Annotated in this window: 24 protein-coding genes; 14 read left to right on the top strand and 10 right to left on the bottom strand. The window is 71.8% G+C overall.

What is annotated here, in order from left to right; genetic code table 11:
* The first annotated feature begins 38 nt into the window (after nucleotides 1-38).
* Nucleotides 39-1,286 (top strand): GrpB family protein, encoded by a 1,248-nt coding sequence (locus ACWED2_RS15155; RefSeq protein WP_449691060.1) that lies wholly within the window; start codon nucleotides 39-41, stop codon nucleotides 1,284-1,286.
* On the opposite strand, the gene ACWED2_RS15150 is transcribed toward ACWED2_RS15155, so the two are convergent.
* From ACWED2_RS15150 to ACWED2_RS15135, 4 genes are all read right to left on the bottom strand, one after another.
* Nucleotides 1,270-4,050 (bottom strand): NACHT domain-containing protein, encoded by a 2,781-nt coding sequence (locus ACWED2_RS15150; RefSeq protein WP_449691059.1) that lies wholly within the window; start codon nucleotides 4,048-4,050, stop codon nucleotides 1,270-1,272. The genes ACWED2_RS15155 and ACWED2_RS15150 overlap by 17 nt on opposite strands.
* Nucleotides 4,051-4,120: 70 nt before the next feature.
* A complete protein-coding gene (locus tag ACWED2_RS15145; protein ID WP_449691058.1) occupies nucleotides 4,121-4,780 on the bottom strand; it encodes a TetR family transcriptional regulator in 660 nt (219 codons plus the stop codon).
* A gap of 25 nt (nucleotides 4,781-4,805) precedes the next feature.
* Complete coding sequence (locus ACWED2_RS15140; RefSeq protein ID WP_449691057.1) at nucleotides 4,806-5,225, bottom strand: hypothetical protein; 420 nt, start codon at nucleotides 5,223-5,225, stop codon at nucleotides 4,806-4,808.
* A gap of 70 nt (nucleotides 5,226-5,295) precedes the next feature.
* Nucleotides 5,296-6,588: a serine aminopeptidase domain-containing protein gene (locus ACWED2_RS15135; protein ID WP_449691056.1), complete on the bottom strand. Its 1,293-nt coding sequence runs from the start codon at nucleotides 6,586-6,588 to the stop codon at nucleotides 5,296-5,298.
* A 67-nt stretch (nucleotides 6,589-6,655) separates the two neighbouring features.
* On the opposite strand from ACWED2_RS15135, the gene ACWED2_RS15130 reads away from it, so the two are divergent.
* Together ACWED2_RS15130 and ACWED2_RS15125 are read left to right on the top strand one after the other, a co-directional pair.
* Complete coding sequence (locus ACWED2_RS15130; protein WP_449691193.1) at nucleotides 6,656-7,186, top strand: helix-turn-helix domain-containing protein; 531 nt, start codon at nucleotides 6,656-6,658, stop codon at nucleotides 7,184-7,186.
* 21 nt (nucleotides 7,187-7,207) lie between these two features.
* A complete protein-coding gene (locus tag ACWED2_RS15125) occupies nucleotides 7,208-8,140 on the top strand; it encodes a D-2-hydroxyacid dehydrogenase family protein (protein WP_449691055.1) in 933 nt (310 codons plus the stop codon).
* Nucleotides 8,141-8,297: 157 nt separating this feature from the next.
* Here ACWED2_RS15125 and ACWED2_RS15120 read toward each other — a convergent pair whose 3' ends face one another.
* The 5 genes from ACWED2_RS15120 to ACWED2_RS15100 all read right to left on the bottom strand — a co-directional run bounded on the left by ACWED2_RS15120 (nucleotide 8,298) and on the right by ACWED2_RS15100 (nucleotide 12,990).
* The gene (locus ACWED2_RS15120) at nucleotides 8,298-9,782 is read right to left on the bottom strand and encodes an alpha/beta hydrolase (RefSeq protein ID WP_449691054.1); all 1,485 of its coding nucleotides are present in this window, start codon (nucleotides 9,780-9,782) and stop codon (nucleotides 8,298-8,300) included.
* Entirely contained in the window at nucleotides 9,779-10,594 is an 816-nt protein-coding gene (locus tag ACWED2_RS15115; RefSeq protein ID WP_449691053.1) for a serine hydrolase domain-containing protein, read from the bottom strand. The genes ACWED2_RS15120 and ACWED2_RS15115 overlap by 4 nt, the downstream gene beginning before the upstream one ends.
* Before the next feature lie 72 nt (nucleotides 10,595-10,666).
* A complete protein-coding gene (locus ACWED2_RS15110; RefSeq protein WP_285994310.1) occupies nucleotides 10,667-10,933 on the bottom strand; it encodes an HPr family phosphocarrier protein in 267 nt (88 codons plus the stop codon).
* A gap of 36 nt (nucleotides 10,934-10,969) precedes the next feature.
* Nucleotides 10,970-12,205 carry a PTS transporter subunit EIIC gene (locus ACWED2_RS15105; protein ID WP_449691052.1) on the bottom strand — a complete coding sequence of 412 codons (1,236 nt, stop codon included), beginning with the start codon at nucleotides 12,203-12,205 and terminating at the stop codon, nucleotides 10,970-10,972.
* Nucleotides 12,205-12,990 (bottom strand): GntR family transcriptional regulator, encoded by a 786-nt coding sequence (locus ACWED2_RS15100; RefSeq protein ID WP_449691051.1) that lies wholly within the window; start codon nucleotides 12,988-12,990, stop codon nucleotides 12,205-12,207. The genes ACWED2_RS15105 and ACWED2_RS15100 overlap by 1 nt, the downstream gene beginning before the upstream one ends.
* A 242-nt stretch (nucleotides 12,991-13,232) precedes the next feature.
* Between ACWED2_RS15100 and ACWED2_RS15095 the strand changes: the two genes are divergently transcribed.
* Nucleotides 13,233-13,472: a glucose PTS transporter subunit EIIB gene (locus tag ACWED2_RS15095; protein ID WP_167455364.1), complete on the top strand. Its 240-nt coding sequence runs from the start codon at nucleotides 13,233-13,235 to the stop codon at nucleotides 13,470-13,472.
* Nucleotides 13,469-13,924 carry a PTS sugar transporter subunit IIA gene (locus ACWED2_RS15090; RefSeq protein ID WP_449691050.1) on the top strand — a complete coding sequence of 152 codons (456 nt, stop codon included), beginning with the start codon at nucleotides 13,469-13,471 and terminating at the stop codon, nucleotides 13,922-13,924. Before ACWED2_RS15095 ends, ACWED2_RS15090 begins: the two co-directional genes overlap by 4 nt.
* A gap of 69 nt (nucleotides 13,925-13,993) precedes the next feature.
* Here ACWED2_RS15090 and ACWED2_RS15085 read toward each other — a convergent pair whose 3' ends face one another.
* The gene (locus ACWED2_RS15085) at nucleotides 13,994-14,431 is read right to left on the bottom strand and encodes a QcrA and Rieske domain-containing protein (RefSeq protein WP_449691049.1); all 438 of its coding nucleotides are present in this window, start codon (nucleotides 14,429-14,431) and stop codon (nucleotides 13,994-13,996) included.
* A 105-nt stretch (nucleotides 14,432-14,536) separates the two neighbouring features.
* Between ACWED2_RS15085 and ACWED2_RS15080 the strand changes: the two genes are divergently transcribed.
* The 9 genes from ACWED2_RS15080 (at nucleotide 14,537) to ACWED2_RS15040 (ending at nucleotide 22,337) form a co-directional block, all read left to right on the top strand.
* Nucleotides 14,537-14,905: a hypothetical protein gene (locus ACWED2_RS15080; protein WP_449691048.1), complete on the top strand. Its 369-nt coding sequence runs from the start codon at nucleotides 14,537-14,539 to the stop codon at nucleotides 14,903-14,905.
* Nucleotides 14,906-14,915: 10 nt separating this feature from the next.
* On the top strand, nucleotides 14,916-15,428 hold the full coding sequence (locus ACWED2_RS15075; RefSeq protein ID WP_449691047.1) for a sigma-70 family RNA polymerase sigma factor: 513 nt from the start codon (nucleotides 14,916-14,918) through the stop codon (nucleotides 15,426-15,428).
* Complete coding sequence (locus ACWED2_RS15070) at nucleotides 15,425-16,072, top strand: anti-sigma factor family protein (RefSeq protein ID WP_449691046.1); 648 nt, start codon at nucleotides 15,425-15,427, stop codon at nucleotides 16,070-16,072. Before ACWED2_RS15075 ends, ACWED2_RS15070 begins: the two co-directional genes overlap by 4 nt.
* A gap of 408 nt (nucleotides 16,073-16,480) precedes the next feature.
* On the top strand, nucleotides 16,481-17,668 hold the full coding sequence (gene aroC / locus ACWED2_RS15065; RefSeq protein ID WP_449691045.1) for a chorismate synthase: 1,188 nt from the start codon (nucleotides 16,481-16,483) through the stop codon (nucleotides 17,666-17,668).
* Nucleotides 17,665-18,189: a shikimate kinase gene (locus ACWED2_RS15060; protein WP_449691044.1), complete on the top strand. Its 525-nt coding sequence runs from the start codon at nucleotides 17,665-17,667 to the stop codon at nucleotides 18,187-18,189. The genes aroC and ACWED2_RS15060 overlap by 4 nt, the downstream gene beginning before the upstream one ends.
* 8 nt (nucleotides 18,190-18,197) lie before the next feature.
* On the top strand, nucleotides 18,198-19,307 hold the full coding sequence (gene aroB / locus ACWED2_RS15055) for a 3-dehydroquinate synthase (protein ID WP_449691043.1): 1,110 nt from the start codon (nucleotides 18,198-18,200) through the stop codon (nucleotides 19,305-19,307).
* Nucleotides 19,304-19,735: a type II 3-dehydroquinate dehydratase gene (aroQ, locus tag ACWED2_RS15050; protein WP_449691042.1), complete on the top strand. Its 432-nt coding sequence runs from the start codon at nucleotides 19,304-19,306 to the stop codon at nucleotides 19,733-19,735. Before aroB ends, aroQ begins: the two co-directional genes overlap by 4 nt.
* On the top strand, nucleotides 19,732-20,640 hold the full coding sequence (locus tag ACWED2_RS15045; protein WP_449691041.1) for a GNAT family N-acetyltransferase: 909 nt from the start codon (nucleotides 19,732-19,734) through the stop codon (nucleotides 20,638-20,640). Before aroQ ends, ACWED2_RS15045 begins: the two co-directional genes overlap by 4 nt.
* A gap of 215 nt (nucleotides 20,641-20,855) precedes the next feature.
* Nucleotides 20,856-22,337 carry a beta-xylosidase gene (locus ACWED2_RS15040; protein ID WP_449691040.1) on the top strand — a complete coding sequence of 494 codons (1,482 nt, stop codon included), beginning with the start codon at nucleotides 20,856-20,858 and terminating at the stop codon, nucleotides 22,335-22,337.
* Nucleotides 22,338-22,476 lie beyond the last annotated feature (139 nt).

The raw sequence follows: 22,476 nt of genomic DNA, 5'->3' as shown, positions 1-22,476 counted from the left end.
CCTGGTGGACTGCCCAAATGAAGGGGGTCTTCACGGGAATGACCAGTCAAGAAGCGTTGAGCGACGAGCAGGTCCAGGCGGCGTGGGTCGGCGAAGCGCCGAAGCTCAACTCGACCGTGGTGCTCGCCGACTACGACCCGGAGTGGCCGAAGCTCTTCGAACGCGAAGCCGAGCGGATCCGGGGCGTGCTGGGGGAGCGGGTGCTCGTGCTCGAGCACGTCGGCTCGACGTCGGTGCCGGGGCTGTGCGCCAAGCCGATCGTCGACATCCTCCTCGAGGTGCCGGATTCCGACGACGAGGCGGCCTACGTCCCGGCGCTGGAAGCGGCGGGCTACCGGCTCGTCATCCGCGAGCCGGACTGGGAGAAGCACCGCTGCTTCAAGGGCCCGGACACGAACATCAACCTGCACGTCTACTCGCCGGGCAACGGCCAGACGCCGCGCTACCGCCTCTTCCGCGACCGCCTGCGCGCGCACCCGGAGGAGCTGGAGCTGTACGCGGCGAAGAAGCGTGAGCTGGCCGCGAGGACGTGGAAGTACATCCAGAACTACGCCGACGCCAAGACGGAGGTGGTGGAGGAGATCCTCGGCCGCGCGCGGGCCGCGCAGTACGACGGCCACAGCGAGGCCTACGCCGAGCACGCCGAGAAGTCCGTCACCAACGCCCTCTACGACCGGCCGGCGATCCTCGACCTGGCCGGGGACGTCGCCGGGCTGAGCGTGCTGGACGTCGGCTGCGCGGCCGGGCACCTGAGCGCGCTCCTGGCCGACCGGGGCGCCGACGTCTTCGGCGTCGACTCGAGCGCGGGGATGATCGCGGTCGCGCGCCGGAAGTTCGGCGACGTCGCCCGGTTCGAGGTCGCGGACATCGCCCGGCCCCTGGACCTGCCGGACGCCTCGATCGACGTCGTCACCGCGTCGCTCGTGCTGCACTACCTGGCGGACTGGGGGCCGACGCTGGCCGAGTTCCGCCGGGTGCTCAAGCCCGGTGGGGCACTGGTGTTCTCGGTGCACCACCCGGGTGAGGACTGGCGCTGGTTCGGCAAGGAGAACTACTTCGAGCTCGAGCTGCTGGAGGACGAGTTCCCGCCGGGCACCGTGGTGCGCTTCCACCGGCGCCCGCTGAGCTGGACGTTCCAGGCGGTCCGTGACGCGGGCTTCGCGGTGGACCGCCTGGTGGAGCCGATGCCGGTCCCGGAGGCCGAGCAGGCCGACCCGAAGTGGGCGGCGAACCTGCGGACCAAGCCGCGGTTCCTGTACTTCCGCGCGGTCAGTCCTTCGGCGTGAGCTCCGGCTGGAGGGGACTTCGTCGGGAGTCCCCTCCAGCCTCGCTCATCACCGTGGATCGCCGGGTTTCCGGCTCGTCGGACTCGACCTCCAAGTCGACCAAGGCCTCCTGCATGACCTCGAAGAGGTCGAGCCGGGTGGCCGGGTTCAAGGTCAGGACTGTGGGGATCGGAACGCGAAGCCAGTGCAGGGACGATCCGTACTTGTCCTTTTCGTCCCGCCCGATTCGGCGGGCTATTCGGGCGATCGCTCTCGTGCTGGTTTCCGGGTTCGCCGTGACGGTTTCGAGCAATTGGTGAACGGCCGGAAGCGGGGGGCGGATCGAAATGGCGTCGGCCACGTGCTTCAGAAGCCGGTCTTTATGCTCGAAACGTTCCGGCAGGAAGGAGAGGAGGTAGCCGAGTGAAGCCAGGCCTGCCGAAAGCGCGATCTCTGCAGGAAAGAGCAGTTCCAGTTGACTGAGAAGTGCGAAAGCGGACAGGATGACAACCAGCTTCACCAGGGTGAGCAGGGAGAAGGCGCGCTTGATGCTCAAAGTGCGATATGAACGAGGAACCCGCATGGTGGCGAGAAATCTAAGGCAGGCCGACGACTCGGGCCACTGGCACGCCGCCTCCAGGACGATGCCACCAATGGATTTTTCGAGGACGCCGCTGTACCAGCATCTCTTCTGTCCTGCTCGAGGGGGGAGCCATGCGTCCAGCGGGAGCACGGCCGCGGTCGTCGAATCGACCCGGTTGCCCACGCTCTCGTGGTAGAACCCGCCGATCGCCAGTATCCGGGCCCAGTCTCTGAGCCCCTCTTTGCTGCTCTGGAATTCGGCGATGGCCTGAGCCAGTACGGCTGGTTCGTCGACGACCTTGATCAGCAACTCCGGACGGTCCGTGGCGAGTTCGAGGCCGAGCGACCGGGCCAATTCGAGGGCGGCGCCGGGGTCGAGGCGCAGGTAGGAGAGGAACAGCGGGTCGAAGCTCCCTTGAATGCCCGTCGTCACGCTGACGAAGAACGGCTCCAGGTGGCTGGACCGGCGGCCGGTGATCGAGCTCTCGGCCAGCTCACGGTCGCGGAGGGCGATGGCGATCAACCGGAACAGGTGGAACCAGTTCTCGCCCCGCTCGGCCTCGTGGGCGGCAGCGTCCGCGATCCGTGTCAGCTCGGCCATCACGAGCTCGTCGTCGTACGGCTGGCAGTCGATGACGGCCCGCAGGCCCAGTTCGATGTCGGCGTGGATGGCCCACAACACGCGTTCCCCGCGTAACCGGTCGTTCTTCTGCAGGGCGGCGGAAAAGACGATCACTTCCGCCAGTCGTTCGCCGAACCGCCGCCCGAGAGCTTCGTCGGCGCTTTCGTCGACCGTCCGCGTGATCCGCTGCCAGGTTTCGTCGTCGCCGCGGTCGACGGCATCCGCGGCGAGGAACTCGCAAAACGTGAGGTGGACGAACCGCAGCGTCTCTTCCGGTCTTTCCTCGGTGAACAAGCCGGTGTCCCGCGACAGCTCCCGGAGGCGGGTCCCGGCGTCAGCCTCGGAGAGTTCTTCTTCCTCCTGGACGATCTTCACCGCCTTCGACCAGTCGAGGGCATTGCGGGACTGGCTCCCGTCGAGCAGGTGCTCGAGGGCGATCCGGCCCAGCACCTGCTGCCGGGTCCGGCGAAGGACGTTGAGGCCGGTGGTCAGGCCGAGCTGGCGACCCCTGCGTCGCACGAGCAGCTCGTCGACCACGGCTCGGTAGAAATCGGGCCGGGTTTCCGGCAGGCCTTCTCCGCCGGTGATCTGATCTGTCGCGACGTACATCGCGAGGATCAAGGGCGTCTCGCACATGCTGCGGATATTCGGCTGGGCGGCGAGATTGCCGAAGATGCGCGACAGGTGCCGTTCCGGAAATGTTCGGTAGGGCCACTTGCGCAGGAACTCATACATGTCGTCGGCGGTGAACGGTTCCAGGGTGAGGTGTGCGTCGAAGGTGTCGGTGAAGTCGGGGGGAAGGTTGACGTAGAGCTGGCGCCGGGTTGTCACGACCACCTGGTTGTCCGCGTGTCTTTGGGCCAGGTGGTTGCAGAGCTTCGTGATCTCGGCGGAGACGGCGTCGAACTCGCTGGTGTTCACCTCGTCCAAGCCGTCGAGGAGAACGGTGATCCGGCCGGTGTCGGCGAACGAGTCGTACAGGTTCTGGCTCGCGTAGGTGTTGATCGACGTGACCTGGTTCTCGACGGCTTTGACCAGGCTGTCCTCCGCACGTAGGACTTTTCCCGGATTGAGGTTCTTGAGTTCGATCCGGACCGGGATCCGGGCGAAGCGGACGTCGTGGGTGGCGATCGCCGCGCGGCAGATGTCGCGGTAGATCCGTTTGACCAGGGTCGACTTGCCGGATCCGGGGTCGCCGACGAGCAGGATCCTGCTGTGCTCGCTGTGCAGGATCTGGTCGGCCGAAAGCCGGCTTCGGTCGGTGGTGGTGGCCGTCAGTGGGACGAACATGTCGTCCAGCACGAGATCGACGGGCATTGCCGCCGGTACGAGGAGCCGGTTCGAACTCGCCGCGAGGCGGTTCAGGGCGAAGTCCCGGAGGCTAAGCCGGGCGGCGGCCCGGGGACGGAGCCGGCGGACCAGCCGAGAGCCGATTCCACGGACGACGTACTGCGGGAAGGTCTCCAGCCCGAGATCGCGCGTGAGCGACTTGAGGTACTTGCGCTTCTGGTAGACGTACCCGGTCACCGCGACGGCCAAGCCCGCCACGATGCTGACGATCTGGGCAAGACTCAGCGGCACCCCAGTCACCTCTCCGCGGCGTACAGGCTGTCGAAGGGGTCGCTCAAAGCCTGCAGAGTGTTACGCGCGGTCAATCCCGTTTAGAAAGCTCTTGGATCAGGTCGACGATCTCCCGGCTGACCGGGCGGAACACCCGCAGCCGGGAGAGCGCGGCCAGCCGGGCCAGCAGCGGGACGCTGCGCTCGACCAGCAGCCGGCTGCGTTTCGTGCCCGCCGAGCGGTCGTGGACCCAGAACAGCACCACGCCCATCTGGTAGAGCCAGAGCAGCTCCGGCAGCTGCGCCCGCAGTTCCGGGTCGAGCTTGACGTCGGAGCCGTCGACGACCTCGCGCATCAGGCCGATCGAGGCCTCGCGGGCGGCCGAGGAGTCGTCGCTGAACGGGCTCAGCGGCGACTCCGGGTCGGCCGCGTTGACGAAGAACTGCGTGCCGAAGCGGTGGTAGGGCTCGGCGATGTCGAGCCAGCACAACAGCACCGCCTTGAGGCGGGCCGCGAAGCCGGTCTCGCCGTCCAGCAGCGGCCGCGCCATCGCCAGGTGCCGACGGGCGATCTCGTCGTAGAAGCCCTGGATCAGCTGTTCCTTGGACGAGAAGTAGTAGTAGGCGTTCCCGACGGAGACACCCGCCTCGGCGGCGATCGCGCGCATCGTCGTGCGGTCGTAGCCGTTCTCGGTGAACAGCCGCATCGCGGTCGTGACGATCAGGGACCGCGTTTCCTCGCTCTTGGCCACGCGCTGCACGTTAGCGCCGCCGCCGTCAGGGAGCCGGGAAGGGCGGGGCCTGCGGCACGCCGGGGTAGGGGACCGGAAGCGGCGCCGGGGCCGGCTTCGGGGCCAGGTGGCGGCGCCGGATGCCGTTGAACACCAGGACGTTGAACAGGTGCATGACGCCGAGGACGAGGGCGACCGTGCCGATCTTGACCGACAGCATCTCGAACACGTCCCGGGCACTGACCACGAAGCTGTTGCTGGTCAGGAAGAGCGTCACGAAGCCGAGGCTGACCAGGTAGAAGCCGACGACCAGCAGCTGGTTGACGGCGTTGGCCAGGCCGGGGCTGTCCGCGAAGACCTCGGTGAGGAAGGTGCGGCCGTGCTTGCTCAGCGTGCGGGCGACGAGCACGGTCAGCGGGATGCTGATCAGCAGGTAGAGCGCGTAGGCGAGGACTATCGGGTCCATGGTTCCTCCTTTTTGAACGTGTTCAAGGTGAACCGTAGCGCCGCTTTTGAACGCGTTCAAGAGGGCTGCGTCACGTCGGCCGTCCGGACCGCGTGGACGTGGTCGCCCGCTGGCGCGTCCCGGAAATCCACTCCGCGATGTCGGCGACCACGGCCGGGTCGACGTGCTGCGGTGACTCGTAGCCCGCGGGCGTGGACGGTCCCTTGCCGGGGAAGAACAGGTGGTCGTCGGCCTCGTACACGCGGATCGTGACGTCGGGTCGCCCGGCCAGGCCCGCCTGCCAGCGTGCGAGGTCGCCGGCCACGGTCACCTGGTAGTCGCGGCCGCCCTGCAGGACGAGCATCGGCTTGTCCAGTGCGGCGGCGGTCGCGACCGGGTCGTAGCCGCGCAGGTCCAGCCAGTACGACGCCGGCCAGCCGAACAGCAGGTCCGCCGCCGGCGCCGAGGGTGACAGCTCGGGGCTCTCGACGAGCGCCGCCTGCCGCTCGACCGACTCGGCGGCCGCCGTGGTGGCCGGGCCCGGGGCCACTTCGGCCAGGTAGCGGGCGACCCGGACGGCCGCCCGTGGCAACGGCAGCGTGTCGCCGGCCAGGCTGATCAGGCCGGCGATCGACGGCTCGGCGGCCGCGATCCGCGGAACGGCCTTGCCGCCGCCGCTGAGGCCCAGGACGAACACCCGCGCCGGGTCCACGGCCCGGTGCTCCTGCAGCAGGCGGACGGCGGCGACCGCGTGCGGCACGTACTCGTCGGCCATCGTGAAGCCGGGCGCGGCGCCGGTCTCCGGGTGGACGTGGGTCACCTTGTCGAACCGGGCCACCGCGACGCCGCGGGAGGCCAGCCCCCACGCCAGGTCCTTGAACGGCTTGTTGGGCCCGGTCGTCAGGTCGCGGTCGGCGGGGCCCGACGCGAGCAGCACCAGCCCCGGCCGCGGGCCGCGCCTCCGCGGGACGGTGAGCGTGCCGGGCACCGCGAGCGGGCCGGTGCCGACGGTGACCTCGCGCTCGGTGAACCGGCCCGGCCCGGCGTAGGCCGGAGGGGTCCAGGACGTGCCGGCCGGTGGCGCGAGCCGGAGACCGTGCAGCAGGCCGGCGTCGTCGACCGACATGACCACGGTGAGGCCGCCGCGCTCGCAGGTCACCGGGACGCTCACCCGGACCAGGCCCGCCTTCGCCGGTTCGCTCACCGGTTCGCCGACCGCCCGGACCGGCCCGGCCTTGGCGATCTCCGTCTCCCAGCCGACCCGGAGCGTCCCGGCCGACGCCGCGGCCCGCAGCCGCGGCGCGAACCGCGCCTCGACCTCCGCGAACCGGCCCGCTGCCGTCAGGTCGACGACCGCCAGGGCGACCGCAGCTGCATCCGTCATCCCACCCCCATTGTTCTCGAGTTTTGCGAACGGTATCACGTCATGAGAACATTGGGCAGTGGACATCATGGAACTGCTGGGACACCCGGTGCGGCTGCGGATCGTGCACGCCCTGCGCGGCGAGCGGACGCTCACCACCGCCCAGCTCGGCTCGCTCCTGCCGGACGTCTCGAAAGCCATGCTCTACCGGCACGTCGAGCAGCTCGCCGCCGGCGGGATCCTGGAGGTGGCCGGCGAACGCCGGGTCCGCGGCGCGGTCGAGCGCCACTACCGGCTGCGCCGGGACCGGGCGTCCGTCGACCCCGCCACGGCCGCGTCGATGTCGGCCGAGGACCACCGGCGCGCGTTCGCCGTGGCGGTCGCCACCCTGGTCGCCGAGTTCGACGCCTACCTCGACCGGACCGGCGCCGACCCGTCGGCCGACCCCGTCGGCTACCAGCAGCACGCGATCTGGCTGAGCCGGGACGAGCTCGTCGCCATGGTCGGCGAACTGCGCGCCGCGATCCTCCCGCGGCTGGCCAACCCGGCCACCCCGGACCGCACGCGGTACCTGCTCAGCCCCATCCTCTTCCCCGGGGAGCCGCCTGCCGCCGGCTGAGGCGGCCACTACGGTGAGGCCATGCGGATCGCCATTCTCGACGACTACCAGAACGTCGCCCTCACCTTCGGTGACTGGGACTCGCTCAAGGCCGACATCACGGTCTTCACCGAACCCCTGACCGACGTCGTCAAGCAGCTGCAGGGCTTCGAATGCATCGTCGCGATGCGTGAGCGCACCCGGTTCCCGGCCGAGGTCCTCGGCGCCCTCCCGGACCTGAAGCTGCTGGTCAGCACGGGCAAGCGGAACGCGGCCATCGACGTCGCCGCCGCGCGGCGGGGCGGCGTCGTCGTGTCCGCCACCGGCTACATCGGGGAGCCGACCGCCGAGCACACCTGGGCGCTGATCCTCGCCGCCTCGCGGAACCTGCCGCAGGAGTTCCGGTCCATGCGCGAGGGCGGCTGGCAGACGGGCGTCGGCACCATGCTCCACGGCAAGACGCTCGGCCTGCTCGGCCTCGGCAGGCTCGGCGCGGGCGCGGCGAAGATCGGGCAGGTCTTCGGGATGGAGACCATCGCCTGGAGCCAGAACCTGACCCAGGAGAAGGCGGACCCGCACGGCGTCACCGCGGTGACCAAGGACGAGCTGTTCGCGCGCGCGGACGTGCTGTCCATCCACCTGGTGCTCGGCGAGCGCACCCGCGGCCTGGTCGGGGCGGCCGAGCTCGCCGCGATGAAGCCGACGGCGCTGCTGGTGAACACCTCGCGCGGCCCGATCGTCGACGAAGCCGCGTTGGTGGACGCGTTGCGGCGCAAGGAAATCCGCGCCGCCGCACTGGACGTCTACGACACCGAGCCGTTCCCGGCCGACCATCCACTGAGGACACTCGACAACGCGGTGCTGACGCCGCACATCGGCTTCGTCACCCGCGAGGTCTACGAGATCTTCTACGGCGACGCGATCGAGGACATCGCCGCCTACCAGGCGGGATCGCCGATCCGCGTCATGGAGTGAAGAAGGTGTGCGGCCCGCCGGGGCCCGAGGTCCCCGCACCGGCCCTGCGGCGGGCCTGCACCCTTACATGACACCACCCGCGCCCGGGCGGGGGCAGGGCCGTTGGACCCTGTCCCCACCGGGCCGTTGGGCATCACGTCCGGTCGGCGATTTTCCGTCAGGGAAAAGGAACCGCGTCCGGCGCGCACGTCGTCCCCGGCGGCGGTGCGGTGAGCTCGGTCAGGTAGCGCACCACGGCCGCCGACGCGCAGGCGCTCGGGACGTCCAGCGACGTGTGGCCGTAGCCGTCCACGACGAGCACGCGGCCGTCACCGAGTTCGGCGGCCGTCGCCTCGGCGTTGTGCAGGGGTGTCGCCGGGTCGAAGCGGTTGTTCAGCACCAGCACCGGGTTCATCCGCGGCCGGTTCCACGGCCCGGTGTACCGGTCGTCGTCGTGGGCCGGCCAGCCGATGCACTGGGCCATCGAATACACCGCGCTCAGCCCGAAGTACGGCTGCCGCGCGCTTTCCCGCGTGGCGAGGGCGGCGTAGTCCGCGGGCGCCCGAGGGTTGTCGCTGTCGACGCACTGGACGGCCAGGAACCCGGGCGAGTGCGCCGGCACGTACGGGTCCAGGACCGGCGAGGCGCCGCCCGGATCCGACGGCATCGCGGCCAGGGTTTCGGCCAGCCGCTTCCACCGGCCGGACTGGTACAGCGCGCTGCTCACCGTCTTCATCAGGGAGCTCACGCCCGGCCCCCGGGACGCGTGCGCGAAGATCCCGGCGAACTTCGCCTCCGGGTCGCCCGCGGAGAAGGCGCACTTCGGCCCGGCCGCCGCGCACACCGCGAAGAACTGGTCCAGCTCCTGCTGCTGGGCCGCGGCGACGTCGGCCCGCACGTCCACCGGCTGCTGCTCCTGGCCCGGCTTGCCGGTGGCGTTGGCGACCAGGTCGAGCGTGCCGTCGAGGGTCATCGCGCGGACCTTGTCCGGGAAGAGGTTCGCGTACGTGCCGCCCAGGTACGTGCCGTAGGAGTACCCGTAGAAGTTCAGCGAGGCGTCGCCGGCGGCCTGGCGCAGGAGGTCCATGTCCCGTGCGACGTTCGCCGTCGAGAGGTGGGCCAGGAGCGCGCCCGAGGCGGCGCAGGCCCGGCCGGTCGCCGCGCTCGCGGCGAAGAACGCGTCCGGCTGCCGCAGCGGCGACCCGGCCGGTGGGAGGTGGTCCGCGCCCGGACAGCCGATCGGCGCCGAGCCGCCGATCCCGCGGGGGTCGAAGCTCACCAGGTCGAACCGGGCGCGCAGCTCCGGCGGGTAGCGGGCGGCGAACCGCGTCAGCTCGCCGACGCCGTCCGCGCCCGGCCCGCCGAAATTGACGAACAGCGAGCCGAGCCGCCGGCCCGGGTCGTCCGCCGGCCGCCGGATCACCGACAGCGTGATCGTGGCGCCCTTCGGCTCGCGGTAGCTCAGCGGCACGGTCGCGGCCGCGCACTGGAACGGCCCGTGGCAGGGCGCCCAGCGCAGCGCCGGGACCGCGGCGCCGTTCGTGCCGAGGGCCGGGGGAGGGCCGGGCACTTCCGGCGAGGGCGCGGGTGGTGGTGCGGGCGCGGCCGCCGGGGCGCTGCAGGCGGTGAGCAGCAGGAGAGCGGCGAAGAAGGCCCGCTTCACGCGCCCAGTTCCGCCAGGACGGCGTCGGTGTAGCGCGGCCAGACCTCGGCGGCCCACAGGCCGAACGCCCGATCGGTCAGCGCGACGCAGGCCGCGCGGGCATCCGGGTCGACCCAGAGGAACGTGCCCGACTGGCCGAAGTGGCCGAACGTCCGCGGTGAACTGCGCGCGCCGGTCCAGTGCGGGCTCTTGTGGTCGCGGATTTCGAAGCCCAGGCCCCAGTCGTTGGGCTTCTGGTGCCCGAAGCCGGGCAGCACCCCGGAAAGCCCGGGGAACACGACGTCCGTCGCTTCGGCGACGGTGGCCGGGTCGAGCAGCTTCGGGGCCTGCAGTTCGGCGGCGAAGGCGACCAGGTCGTCCACAGTGGACACCGCACCGGACGCGGGTGAGCCTTCGAGGGCCGTCGAAGTCATGCCGAGCGGGGCGAACAGCGCCTCGGCCTGGTACTGCGCGAACGGGATGCCGGAGTGCTCGGCCAGCGCGTCGGCCAGCTGCTCGAACCCGGCGTTGGAGTAGAGCCGCCGGGTGCCCGGCGCGGCCACCGCCTTGTGCGCGTCGAAGGCGAGCCCGGAGGTGTGGGCCAGCAGGTGCCGCACGGTCGAGCCCTCGGGCCCGGCCGGGGTGTCGAGCTCGACGACGCCTTCTTCGACCGCGATGAGCGCGGCGTAGGCGGTCAGCGGCTTGGAGACCGAGGCCAGCCGGAACTTCCGCGCGGTGTCGCCGTGGCTGCCGACGACGTTCCCGTCCGCGGCCACCACGGCCGTCGCGGCGTTGTCCACCGGCCACTCGTCGATCAGGCGCACGCTCTCCATGCGCCCACCCTACGAAACGAAGGCCCCCGCACCGGTGTCGGGGACCGGTGCGGAGGCCTTCGCGGGTGTTCGTCAGGCGTCGAGGTCGGTGGCGACGAGCTGGGCGACCGCTTCCACGGCCTCCTCGGCGCCCTCGCCCTCGGCGCTGATGACGACCTCGTCGCCGTAGCCGGCGGCCAGCGTCATCAGGTTGAGCACGCTGCCGGCGGCCACCGGGTCTCCGCCGGCCTTGGCGATCTGCACCGCGACGGGCTGCGCCGCGGCCGCCTTCGCCACCAGCGCGGCCGGCCGGGCGTGCAGCCCCACCTTGCTGGCCACGGCGACGCGTTTCTCCGGCATGTTCGTCCTCTCTACGGGTTTTCGTCGGTACGGAGCTTAGACGGCGGCGGTGCGGTCGAGGTCGGCCTCGATCGAGTCGTCCTCGCGGCCCGGGGTCCGCAGGTTGAACTTGGTGATCGCGAACCGGAAGACCACGTAGTAGATCACCGCGTAGACGAGGCCGATCGGGATCAGCAGCCACGGCTTCTGCGCCGCCGGGGCGCCGAAGTTGAGCAGGTAGTCGATCGCGCCGGCCGAGAAGTTGAAGCTCTGGTGGATGCCCAGCGCATTGCAGATCGCCAGCGAGGTGCCGGTCATGACCGCGTGGAACAGGTACAGCGGCCACGCGACGAACATGAACGAGAACTCGATCGGCTCGGTGACACCGGTCAGGAACGAGGTCAGCGCGCCGGCGATCATCACACCGCCGACGACCTTCTTCTGCGCCGGGCGGGCCGTCTGCCAGATGGCCAGTGCGGCCGCCGGCAGCGCGAACATGAAGATCGGGAAGAAGCCCGTGGTGAAGGCGCCCGCCGACATCTTGCCCGCGACGAAGTTGTTGATGTCACCGCCGTCGAAGATGAACCAGACGGGGACGTTCAGCAGCTGGTGCAGACCGACCGGGATGAGCAGGCGGTTCAGCGCGCCGTAGATGCCGCCACCGACGACCGGGGAGGCGGTGACCGCGTCACCGGCGGCCTCGATGCCGCTGTTGACCCAGTGGAAGACCAGGCCGAAGAGCACGCCGAGGATCACCATGACACCCGCGGTGATGATCGGGACGAACCGGCGGCCGCCGAAGAACGCCAGGTAGGCGGGCAGCTTGATGCGGTGGTACTTCTGCCACAGCAGCGCCGCCACGATGCCGACCACGACACCCGCGAGCACCGAGTACGGCCACTTGATCGGCTGGAGCTCGGTGACACCGGCCGTGTACTTCGGCAGGTCCTTGAGCGGGGCGAACACCTGGACGACGGAACTGAAGACGAAGAAGCCGACGACCGCCGCGACGGCGGTCGAGCCGTCGCCCTTCTTGGCGAAGCCGACGGCGATGCCGACCGCGAACAGCAGTGGCAGCCAGTTGAACAGCGTGCCGCCCGCGGCGCCCAGCACCGAAGCGACCTTGTTCCAGCCGAGGCCGTCCTTGCCGAGCATGTCGTCCTGCCCGAACCGGAGCAGGATGCCCGCCGCCGGGAGCACGGCGATCGGGAGCATGAGGCTACGGCCGAAGCGCTGAAGACCGGCGAGACCGCTGCCGCTCTTCTTCGCCCCCTCCGCGGTGGTGGAGCTCATCAGGATCCTCCATAGTGGGGTGGTTGACCGGGTTCCGGGGTGTTCCGGTCCAACTGCATGGTCACCTGGTAGTGATCTCCCCGGTACCAGGACGTGATGTCTTCGATGGGGTCTCCGTTGGCCCTGGAGACCCGCCGGAACACGAGCAGGGGGCTGCCGGCACGCATGCCGAGCAGCCGGGCCGTCTCGCGGTCCGCGCCTTCGGCCCAGACCGTCTGCCACGCCTGGTCGGGACGCACACCGTACGTCTCGGCCAGCTGCGCGTAGATGGACTGGGTCAGGTCGAGCCCGAGCAGGCCGGGGGCCCGGCCCGCGTGGTACCAGCCGCGCTCGACGGCCAGTGGCACGCCGTCGGCGTGGCGCAGGCGCACCAGGCGGTGCGCCGTGGCGCCCTCGGCCAGGCCGAGGGCGTGCGCCGAGGCGGTGGGCGGCACCTCGGTGGCCGCCGAGACCACCTCGGTCGTCGGGGTCAGCCCCCGCCTCCGCATGTCGTCGGTGAACGACATCAGGTAGAGCTGCAACTCCATCCGCCGGGCCGCGGTGAACGTGCCCTTGCCGCGGACCCGGGCGAGCAGGCCCTCCTCGACCAGCTTGCCGATCGCCGACCGGACCGTGAGCCGCGACACGCCGTAGCGCTGGGCCAGCTCGCGTTCGGACGGGATCGGCGCACCCGGCGGGAGCTCGCGCTCCACCGTGCGGCGGAGGATTTCCCGCAGCTGGGCGTGCTTGGGCGTGGGCCCGTTGACGACCTTGTCGGGCGGCGGGACGTGCGCTGCCGCGCTCATCGGCGTCACCCTCCTCGTTCTCTCGCACCGGGGGACCGGTGCTCGCGTCCGGCCCCGAACATTGGTACGTTCCGGTCTAGACCAATGATCTGATGGGGCAGGATGCTCCGCCGCGCGGACGGGTGTCAACCACCGTTATCCGTTCGTGGCCCGCGGCGGGGTGCAAGCGGACGAACGGCGTAGTACAGGTGGACACGCGGTTCGCGTCAGGTTGGGAACAAACAGTGATCAAGGAGACCGCGATGGCGGATGACAGGCCCGAAAAGATCCTCGCGGCACTCGGCGGCGCGGGCAATCTCACCGAGGTCGAGGGCTGCATCACGCGGCTGCGCTGCGAGGTCGAGGACATGAGCCTCGTCGACGAGGGCGCGCTCAAGAAGGCCGGCGCGATGGGCGTGGTCAAGATGGGGTCGACCGCCCTGCAGGTGATCGTCGGGCCGGAGGCGGACACCATCGCCAGCGACATCGAGGACCTGCTGTGAGCTTCGACATCCTCAGCCCGGTCGCCGGGCGCGTGGTGCCGATCACCGAGGTCCCCGACCCGGTGTTCGCGCAGGCCATGGTGGGGCCGGGCATCGCGGTGCAGCCCGCGGGCGGCCGGTCGGACGCGGTCGCGCCGGTCGACGGCACGGTGGCGACGCTGCACCCGCACGCCTACGTCATCGCCACCGAAGACGGGAAGGCCGTGCTGGTCCACCTCGGCATCGACACGGTCAAGGAGAAGGGCGAAGGCTTCACGCTGCACGTCGTCAAGGGCGAGCAGGTGCGGGCCGGCCAGCCGATCGTCGGCTGGGACCCGGAAGCGGTGACCGCGGCGGGCTACTCGGCGATCGTCCCGGTCGTCGCGCTGGACGCCTCGGCGGAGGTTTTGTCCGGTTTGGACACCGAGCGCGACGTCGCCGCCGGTGAGAAGCTGTTCGCCTGGGACGCCTGAGTTCGTTCTGTCACACGAAGGGCCCTTGTGGACGCACGTCCACAAGGGCCCGTTCGCGCGGCCGGCTCGTCAGCCGGTGACGACCTTCCCGTTCTCGACCTTGACCGGCACCGACGGCAGCGGCTTGTTCGCCGGGCCCTGCTTGACCTCGCCGGTGAGCGCGTTGAACACCGAACCGTGGCACGGGCAGACCAGGTCGGCGCCCTTCGGCGCGACCGTGCAGCCCTGGTGCGTGCACACGGCGCTGAACGCGGCACAGGCCGACTCGGACGTCCGGGCCACGATCACGTCGGAGCCGTCCGGCGCCTTCGCCGCCTTCGCCTGCCCGACCGGGACCTCGGCGAGCGCGACCAGCGGCGTCCCGGCGGCGATCGGCGCCTGCGCGGTGCCCGATTTGCCGTTCGATTCCGAGGAGCAGGCGGTGAGGGCGACGGCGCCGACGGCGGCACCGGCGACGGCGGCACCGGTGGTCAGGACGGTGCGGCGGGAGTGCAGTTCGGCTGTCATGACCTAAAGAACGAGAGCACCACCCGATCGGTTCAATTCCCGGTGAACCGGATCGCCCCCTGTTCCGTGTATGTACCGGAGTGGGTGTGGAGTGGAGGAACGATCATGGTGAGTTGGGTTCTACGCATCGTCGTGGCGGCCGCGCTGCTGGGCTCGGCGGGCGTGCACTACTTCTTGTGGACGCAGGACTACCCGGGCATCACCGGGACGCTGTTCCTGCTCGACGCCATCGCCGGGCTGGTGCTGGCGATCGCGGTGCTCGCCTGGCGGCACTGGCTGCCGGCGCTGGGCGCGGCCGGGTTCGGGGCGCTGACGCTCGGCGCGTACGTGCTGGCCGCGACCGTCGGGTTCATGGGGAACCACGACCAGTTCAACAGCCAGCCGGAGTACTGGGGCGTGATCACCGAGGCGGTCTGCATCGTGGGCGGTCTGGCGCTGCTGTTCGTGAAGGACCGGCGCCGCGCCGCGGTCTGAGGCGTTGCCGGTGAAGGACGCGGCCGAAGAGGCGCTGATGCGCGCGCTGCACGAAGAGCACGCGGCCGCGCTGTGGTCCTACGCCCTGCACCTGACCTCCGGCGACCGGATCCGGGCCGAGGACGTCGTCCAGGAGACGCTGCTGCGGGCCTGGCGGTCGCCGGCGGTGCTGGACCAGTCGCAGGGCTCGGCGCGGGGGTGGCTCTTCACGGTCGCCCGGCGGATCGCCATCGACGGCTGGCGGTCGGCGTCGGCCCGGTCGGAGGTGCCGACCGACCGGCCGCCGGACCGCGTCGTCGCCGACGGCACCGACCGCGCGGTGCAGGGCTGGCTGGTCGCCGAGGCGCTGGCCGAGCTGTCGGAACGGCACCGCGAGGTGCTGCTGCTGTGCTACTTCCAGGGCTATTCGGTCGCCGACGCGGCGCTGAAGCTGGGGGTGGCCGAAGGGACGGTCAAGTCGCGCACGCACTACGCGTTGCGTGCGCTCCGCCTGGTGCTCGAAGAGAGGGGAGTGACCCAGTGAGCGAAGATCCTTTCGCGACGTTCGACGCCGCGTACGTGCTCGGGGCGCTCGCCCCCGAGGACCGGCAGCGCTTCGAGGAGCACCTGCGCACGTGCGACCGGTGCGCGGCTTCGGTGCGCGAGCTGGCGGGGCTGCCCGGGCTGCTGGCGAGGGTCGACACGCCGGTTTCGCTGCCCGATCCCGGCCCGCCCCCGCCGGACCTGCTGCCGGCGGTGCTCCGCCGGGTCCGGCGCGGCCGCCGGATCCGGTTCGCGGTGACCACGGGCTCGGCGGCGGTGGCCGTCGCGGCCTGCGTCGCACTGGGCGTGGTGGTCGCCCTGCCTCCTTCGGCGCCGGCGCCGCCCCCTTCCGTGGCGATGACGGCGCTGGGCCAGTTCCCGGTCCGCGCGGACGCCCGCCTGGCGGCGTTCGACTGGGGCACCCAGGTCGACATGTCGTGCAGCTACACGGGCGGCCGCAGCGGCGGCGAGTACCTCCTCGTGGCGGTCTCGCGGTCGGGGGTGGAGACCCAGCTGGCGACGTGGAAGGCGATCCCGGACGACACGGCCCGCATCGTGATCGGCACGGCGCTCAAGACCTCGGACCTGGCCGCACTGGAAGTCCGCCTGGCGAGCGGCCTGCCCCTGCTCCGGCTGACGCTCTGAGACCGGTGGCTCATCCGGGCCGCAGGGGGCCCCGGATGAGCCACCCCCCGCGATGCCCCTCCAGTCACGCGAGATGCCCGCCCAGTCACGTGCGATGCCCGCCCAGTCACGCGAGATGCCCCTCCGGTCACGCGAGTTCCGGCCTCGATCACGCGAGTTCCGCCGCCAAGCTCGGGCGATCCCTCGCGGGAAGTCGCCCACAGGAGTGATTCCGGCCCGAAAACGTCGCGAATCCTCCGTTCGCGGCAACCGGTGATTGCCGTGCGCAACCCCGCGGCAGCAGCCTGGAGTCATGACCTTCCCGATCTTCGCCACCGCCACCGCTCTCCGGCTGCCCGCCCTCGTCGCCGGTGCAGCTGACCGGAGGCATGTCCCGGCCCGCGCCGTGCCCGTGACAGGATTGAGCCCATGTTGCGCTGGATCACCGCAGGTGAATCGCACGGACCCGCGCTGGCCGCCGTGCTCGAAGGGATGCCCGCGGGCGTTGCCGTCACCACCGCCGACGTCACCGAGCAGCTGGCCCGGCGCCGGCTCGGGTTCGGCCGCAGCCCGCGGATGGGCTTCGAGACCGACCACATCGAGTTCCTCGGCGGCGTCCGCCACGGCCTCACCCAGGGCGGCCCGGTCGCCGTGCACATCGAAAACGCCGAGTGGCCCAAGTGGGAGCAGGTCATGGCGGCCGACCCGGTCGACCCCCAGATCCTCGAAGGTCTCGCGCGCAACGAACCGCTCACCCGCCCGCGCCCCGGCCACGCGGACCTGCCCGGCATGCAGAAGTACGGCTTCGACGAGGCCCGTCCCGTCCTCGAGCGCGCGAGCGCCCGGGAGACGGCGTCGCGGACCGCGCTCGGCACCGTCGCGCGCAACTTCCTCCAGCAGCTGCTCGGCGTCGAAATCCTCAGCCACGTCGTCTCGATCGGCGGTGCCGACGCACCCGAGGGCCCGCTCCCGCAGCCCGGGGACCTGGCCGCCATCGACGAGAGCCCGGTGCGCGCCTTCAGCCAGGAAGGCACCGACGCGATGGTCGCCGAGGTCGACGCCGTGCGGAAGGCGGGCGACACCGTCGGCGGCGTGATCGAGGTGCTCGCCTACGGCCTCCCGCCGGGCCTCGGTTCCCACGTCCACTGGGACCGCCGGCTCGACGCACGGCTGGCCGGCGCGCTGATGGGCGTCCAGGCGATGAAGGGCGTCGAGGTCGGTGACGGCTTCACGACCGCACGCCGCTGGGGCAGCCAGGCCCACGACGAGATCGACCGCGGCTCCGGCCCGGTCGGCGTCACCCGCCGGTCCAACCGCGCGGGCGGCCTCGAAGGCGGCATCACCAACGGCGAGCCGCTGCGCGTCCGGGTGGCCATGAAGCCGATCTCGACCGTCCCCAAAGCACTGTCCACAGTGGACGTCAAGACCGGCGAGCCCGCGGTGGCCATCCACCAGCGGTCGGACGTCTGCGCCGTGCCGCGAGCCGGCGTCGTGCTGGAATCGGTCGTGGCGCTCATCCTCGCCGACGCCGCGCTCGAGAAGTTCGGCGGCGACTCGCTCGCCGAGAGCAAGCGCAACGCCGAGGCGTACCTCAAGGCCCTCGAGGAGCGGTGGTGAGTCCTCGCGCGGTGGTCGTCGGGCCGCCCGGCTCGGGCAAGAGCACGGTCGGCCCACTGCTGGCGACGGCGCTCGGCGTCGAATTCCGCGACAGCGACGACGACATCGTCGCGCGCACCGGGCGCAGCATTTCCGACATCTTCGCGGAAGACGGCGAACCCGCTTTCCGCGCGCTGGAAGAAGAAGCGGTCGCCACCGCGCTGGCGGAGCACGAGGGCGTGCTCTCCCTCGGCGGCGGCGCGCCGCTCACCCCGGGCACCCGGGCCCGGCTGGCCGAGCACACCGTGGTGTTCCTCAACGTCGGCCTCGCGGCGGGTGTGCAACGCACCGGCCTGTCGAGTGCGCGGCCGCTGCTGGCCGGGGTGAACCCCCGCGCCACCTTCAAGAAACTGCTCGACGAGCGGGTGCCCGTCTACCGCGAGGTCGCCACCGTCGAGATCGCCACCGACGACCGGACGCCCTCCGAGATCGTCGCGCACCTCGTGGCGGAGCTCGCCGCTCCCGCCGAAGCCAAGGAGTGAGTCACCCCGTGTCCGATCCGGTGCGCATCCCCGTCGCCACCGCCCAGCCCTACGACGTCGTGGTCGGGCGCGGCCTGCTCGGCGACCTCACCGAGCACCTGGCCGACGCCTCGAAGATCGCGCTGATCCACCCGCCCACGCTGACCGCCACGGCCGAAGCCATCCGCGACGAGCTCACCGCCGCGGGCCTCGACGCCCACCGCGTCGAGATCCCGGACGCCGAGGACGGCAAGGCGCTGAGCGTCGCGGGCTTCTGCTGGGAGGTGCTCGGCCGGATGGGGCTGGACCGCCGCGGCGCCGTGGTCGGCCTCGGCGGTGGCGCCGTCACGGACCTCGCCGGGTTCGTGGCGGGCACGTGGATGCGCGGGGTCCGGCTGGTCAACGTGCCGACCACGCTGCTCGGCATGGTCGACGCCTCGGTCGGCGGCAAGACCGGCATCAACACCGAGGCCGGCAAGAACCTCGTCGGGGTGTTCCACGAGCCGAGCGCGGTGTTCGTCGACCTCGCGACGCTGGAGACGCTCCCGCCGAACGAGCTCGTCGCCGGGATGGCCGAGGTCGTCAAGGCCGGCTTCATCGCCGACCCGCGGATCCTCGAGCTGATCGAGGCCGGTCCGGCCGCCGCGCTCGACGCGACCGGCGAGGTGCTGGCCGAGCTGGTCCGGCGGTCGATCCGGGTGAAGGCCGACGTCGTGGCCGCCGACCTGCGCGAGTCCGACCTGCGGGAGATCCTCAACTACGGCCACACGCTCGGCCACGCCATCGAGCGCCGCGAGCGGTACCGGTGGCGCCACGGCGCCGCGGTCAGCGTCGGCCTGGTGTTCGCCGCGGAGCTGGCGCGGCTGGCCGGCCGGCTCGACGACGCCACGGCCGAGCGCCACGCTTCCGTGCTGAAGCTGCTCGGCCTGCCGACGACGTACGACGCCGATGCGTTGCCGCAGCTGCTGGAAACCATGAAGGGCGACAAGAAGACCCGCTCGGGGTCGCTGCGGTTCGTCGTCCTCGACGCGCTCGCCAAGCCCGGCCGGCTGGAGGGCCCGGACCCGGCGCTGCTCGCGGCCGCGTACTCGGCGATCGCGGCGGAGCCGACCCGCAGCGGCGGGAGCGTGCTGCTGTGAAGGCGTTCGTGTTCAACGGCCCCAACCTCGGCCGGCTCGGCAAGCGCGAGCCGTCGGTGTACGGCTCGACCACGCACGACGACCTCGCGGCGCTGTGCGTCAAGACCGGGAGTGAGCTGGGGATCGAGGTCGAGGTCCGGCAGACCGACTTCGAAGGCGAGCTGGTCGGCTGGCTGCACGAAGCGGCCGACGGCGGCCACCCGGTGGTGCTCAACGCCGGTGCGTGGACGCACTACTCGATCGCGGTGCGCGACGCCGCGGCGCAGCTGACCGCGCCGCTGATCGAGCTGCACATCTCGAACGTGCACAAGCGGGAGGCGTTCCGGCACCACAGCGTGCTGTCGGACATCGCGACGGCCGTGATCGCGGGCCTCGGCGTGGACGGCTACCCCCTCGCCCTGCGCTGGCTCGCCACGCACGCCGGATGACGCTGCTGGCGACGCCGCGGCTGACGCTGCGGCCGCTGACCGAGGCGGACCGCGAAGCCGTGGTGAAGGTGTTCGCCGACCCGGAGATGAGCCGGTACTTCGCGGCGGACTTCTCCGACCCGGCGACGGCGAGCGCGATGGTGGACCGGCGGCTGGCCCACCGCGGCCCGGCCGGCCAGGGGCACTGGGTGATCGAACGCGACGGCGAGGTGATCGGCGTCGCGCACCTGCGGCCGTCGGGGGAGCTGCCGAGCGGCGTTCCCGAGCTGGGCTACTACGTCGCGAAAGCGCACGCGGGGCACGGCTTGGCGACCGAGGCCGCCCGCGCGCTGCTGGACCACGGGCTCGGCACGCTCGGGCTCCCGGCGGTGTGGGCGCTGGTCCACGAGCGGAACGCGGCGAGCCGGAAAGTGGCCGCGCGCCTGGGCTTCCTCGACGTCGGCAGCGGCGTGCACTACGGCGACCTGCACCGCGTGCTGGTGGCGCTGCCGGAGGCGCACGGGCGGCCGCACCACATCGAGCTGTGGGTGCCGGACCTCGCCGGCGCGGAACGCAGCTGGGGCTGGCTCCTCGGCGAGCTGGGCTGGCGCGAGTTCCAGCGCTGGCCGGCCGGAGTCAGCTGGCGGCTCGGCGGGACGTACCTGGTGGTCGAGGCGTCGCCGGCGCTGAGCGCGCCGGACCACGAGCGCACGCGGCCGGGCCTGAACCACCTGGCGCTGCACGTGGGCACCCGGGAGAAGGTCGACGACCTCGCATCCCGCGCTCTCACTCACGGCTGGCGGCCGCTGTTCGCGGACCGGTACCCCCACGCGGGCGGCCCGGCCCACTACGCGGCTTACCTGGAGAACGAGGCCGGGTTCGAGGTCGAGCTGGTCGCGGCCGAAGGTCCACCCGCCGGCGGCTGAGGCGGCCGAACTCGGGCCGCCGGTGTGACGTGGCCGGGTGTTCCCCTTCGCGCCGGTGCGGGGCGAGGGGCAGGGCGGCGACCCAGCCCGCCCACTGCTCGCCTCGATCGGGGGACCGTCGAACGGAGCGCGGCCGCCCGGACGGGCGAAGCCTCTCGCTACACTCCGGTGCCGTGCACCCGTTTCGTCGTGGGGGTCGGCGACCCGCTCGTGCCTTGCTCGCCAGTCTCCTGGCGGGCGTTCTGCTCGCGGGCTGCACCCAGGGTTACGCCCAGCCGCAGGCGGCGGGGGAGCGGCCCGCCATCGCCGGCGGGAAGAGCGCCGAACCGCCGCGGCCCGTCGACGTCGAGCTCGGTTCGGGTGACGCCCGGCAGAGTGGTGGTGTCATCGCCGCCGGTGGGGCCGATGCCGTCTACAACTACGGGCCGACCGTCATGCTCGACCGGGGGCAGACCCGGATGTGGTGGTGCAGCCAGTACGGCGGCGCCGGGCCGGCCGGGGACGACATCCTCTACGCCCAGGCCCCCTCCTTCGACGGGCCGTTCGCCGGGCCGGACGGCGGGATCCCGGCCGCCGTGTTCTCCGGGGCGCCCGGGCAGTTCGACGGCATGCACACCTGCGATCCGTCCGTGCTGCGCGTCGGCTCGACGTACTACCTGTACTACACCGGCGCCGCCGGGGACCACGCGCTCGGCAACTCGATCGGGCTCGCGACCAGCACCGACGGCGTCCACTGGACCCGTGCGGCCGGCGGGCAGCCGATCCTCGGGCCGTCCCACGACGTGCACCGCGAGAACGTCTACGGCGCGGGCCAGCCGTCGGCTGTCTACCTCGACGGCTGGTTCTACCTGATGTTCACCGACACCACCGGCCGCGCCGCGGGCCCCAACGGCGCGGGGCAGTTCCTGCTCCGCTCGCGCGACCCCGCGTTCGGGTCGGGGGTGCAGGCGCTGGACACCGGCGGGTTCGTGCCGGTGGCTTCGACTTCGGCGCCGCGTGCCCGGTCGATCGTCGACGGGTTCAGCGCGGACCTGATGTGGGTGGGCGCGCTCGCCGCGTTCGTCGTCGCGCACGAGACCGACGGCGGGACGACGCTGACGTTCTGGACCGCGGACTTCACCGAGCACCCGTTCCGTCCCGTGCTGGTGCCGGGGCCGTGGCGGGAAGGGCCGGGCCTGGTGCGCCGCGCGGACGGGCACGCGCCGCTGTCGACGGCCGACCCGTGCGGCCGGGTGCCGTTCGACGTCATGCGCGCGACCGTGCTCGGTGGCGCCGGCGCCCCGACCGACCTGCGGCACTTCGGGCTGGACGTGCTGGGCAGCCAGGCCTGCGCGAACCCCGCCCGGGTGGCGGCCACGTTCGACGGGGTCACGATGCCGTCGCCGGAGCGGACGATGGATCTGGTCCGGGCGGGGCAGCGGGTCCGCGTCGACCGGCGCGGGGTCGCCGCGGCCCTGGCCGGCGAACTGCTGGAGAAGGCACCGCCGGAGGTGGCGGCCCTGCCGGTGACGGCCCGGCTGCGCGCGGGGGCCGAGGCGGTCCAGGCGCCCGGCCGCGGGTTTGCCCTGGTCCTCGACGACCACCGGCTGTGGCGGATCTCGGACCCGCTGGTCGCGGTGGGCAACGCCTCGGCACCGCACCCGGTGACCGACGCGCAGTGGGACGGCTATCGGCCGGGGCCGGCACTGACCGGTTGACGCGGCCCCGGTGGCGGCAGCCGCCTGGCACTGATCGGCTGGCCGCGGTCGACTGGCTGACGCGGGCGCGGTGGGCGCAGCCGCCTGGCACTGATCGGCTGGCCGCGGCCAGCCGGCTGACGCGGACCCGGTGGCCGCA

The organism is Amycolatopsis sp. NPDC005003, assembly GCF_053600695.1.
Note: the sequence above shows the minus strand (reverse complement) of the source record. Positions and strands in the feature narration are given on the sequence as shown.

Coding starts and splice junctions, on each gene's coding strand:
- ACWED2_RS15155 (WP_449691060.1), top strand. CDS start 39: ATGACCAGTCAAGAAGCGTTGAGCGACGAGCAGGTCCAGGCGGCGTGG.
- ACWED2_RS15140 (WP_449691057.1), bottom strand. CDS start 5,225: ATGGACCCGATAGTCCTCGCCTACGCGCTCTACCTGCTGATCAGCATC.
- ACWED2_RS15135 (WP_449691056.1), bottom strand. CDS start 6,588: ATGACGGATGCAGCTGCGGTCGCCCTGGCGGTCGTCGACCTGACGGCA.
- ACWED2_RS15130 (WP_449691193.1), top strand. CDS start 6,656: ATGGAACTGCTGGGACACCCGGTGCGGCTGCGGATCGTGCACGCCCTG.
- ACWED2_RS15125 (WP_449691055.1), top strand. CDS start 7,208: ATGCGGATCGCCATTCTCGACGACTACCAGAACGTCGCCCTCACCTTC.
- ACWED2_RS15115 (WP_449691053.1), bottom strand. CDS start 10,594: ATGGAGAGCGTGCGCCTGATCGACGAGTGGCCGGTGGACAACGCCGCG.
- ACWED2_RS15110 (WP_285994310.1), bottom strand. CDS start 10,933: ATGCCGGAGAAACGCGTCGCCGTGGCCAGCAAGGTGGGGCTGCACGCC.
- ACWED2_RS15105 (WP_449691052.1), bottom strand. CDS start 12,205: ATGAGCTCCACCACCGCGGAGGGGGCGAAGAAGAGCGGCAGCGGTCTC.
- ACWED2_RS15100 (WP_449691051.1), bottom strand. CDS start 12,990: ATGAGCGCGGCAGCGCACGTCCCGCCGCCCGACAAGGTCGTCAACGGG.
- ACWED2_RS15095 (WP_167455364.1), top strand. CDS start 13,233: ATGGCGGATGACAGGCCCGAAAAGATCCTCGCGGCACTCGGCGGCGCG.
- ACWED2_RS15085 (WP_449691049.1), bottom strand. CDS start 14,431: ATGACAGCCGAACTGCACTCCCGCCGCACCGTCCTGACCACCGGTGCC.
- ACWED2_RS15080 (WP_449691048.1), top strand. CDS start 14,537: ATGGTGAGTTGGGTTCTACGCATCGTCGTGGCGGCCGCGCTGCTGGGC.
- aroC (WP_449691045.1), top strand. CDS start 16,481: ATGTTGCGCTGGATCACCGCAGGTGAATCGCACGGACCCGCGCTGGCC.
- ACWED2_RS15045 (WP_449691041.1), top strand. CDS start 19,732: ATGACGCTGCTGGCGACGCCGCGGCTGACGCTGCGGCCGCTGACCGAG.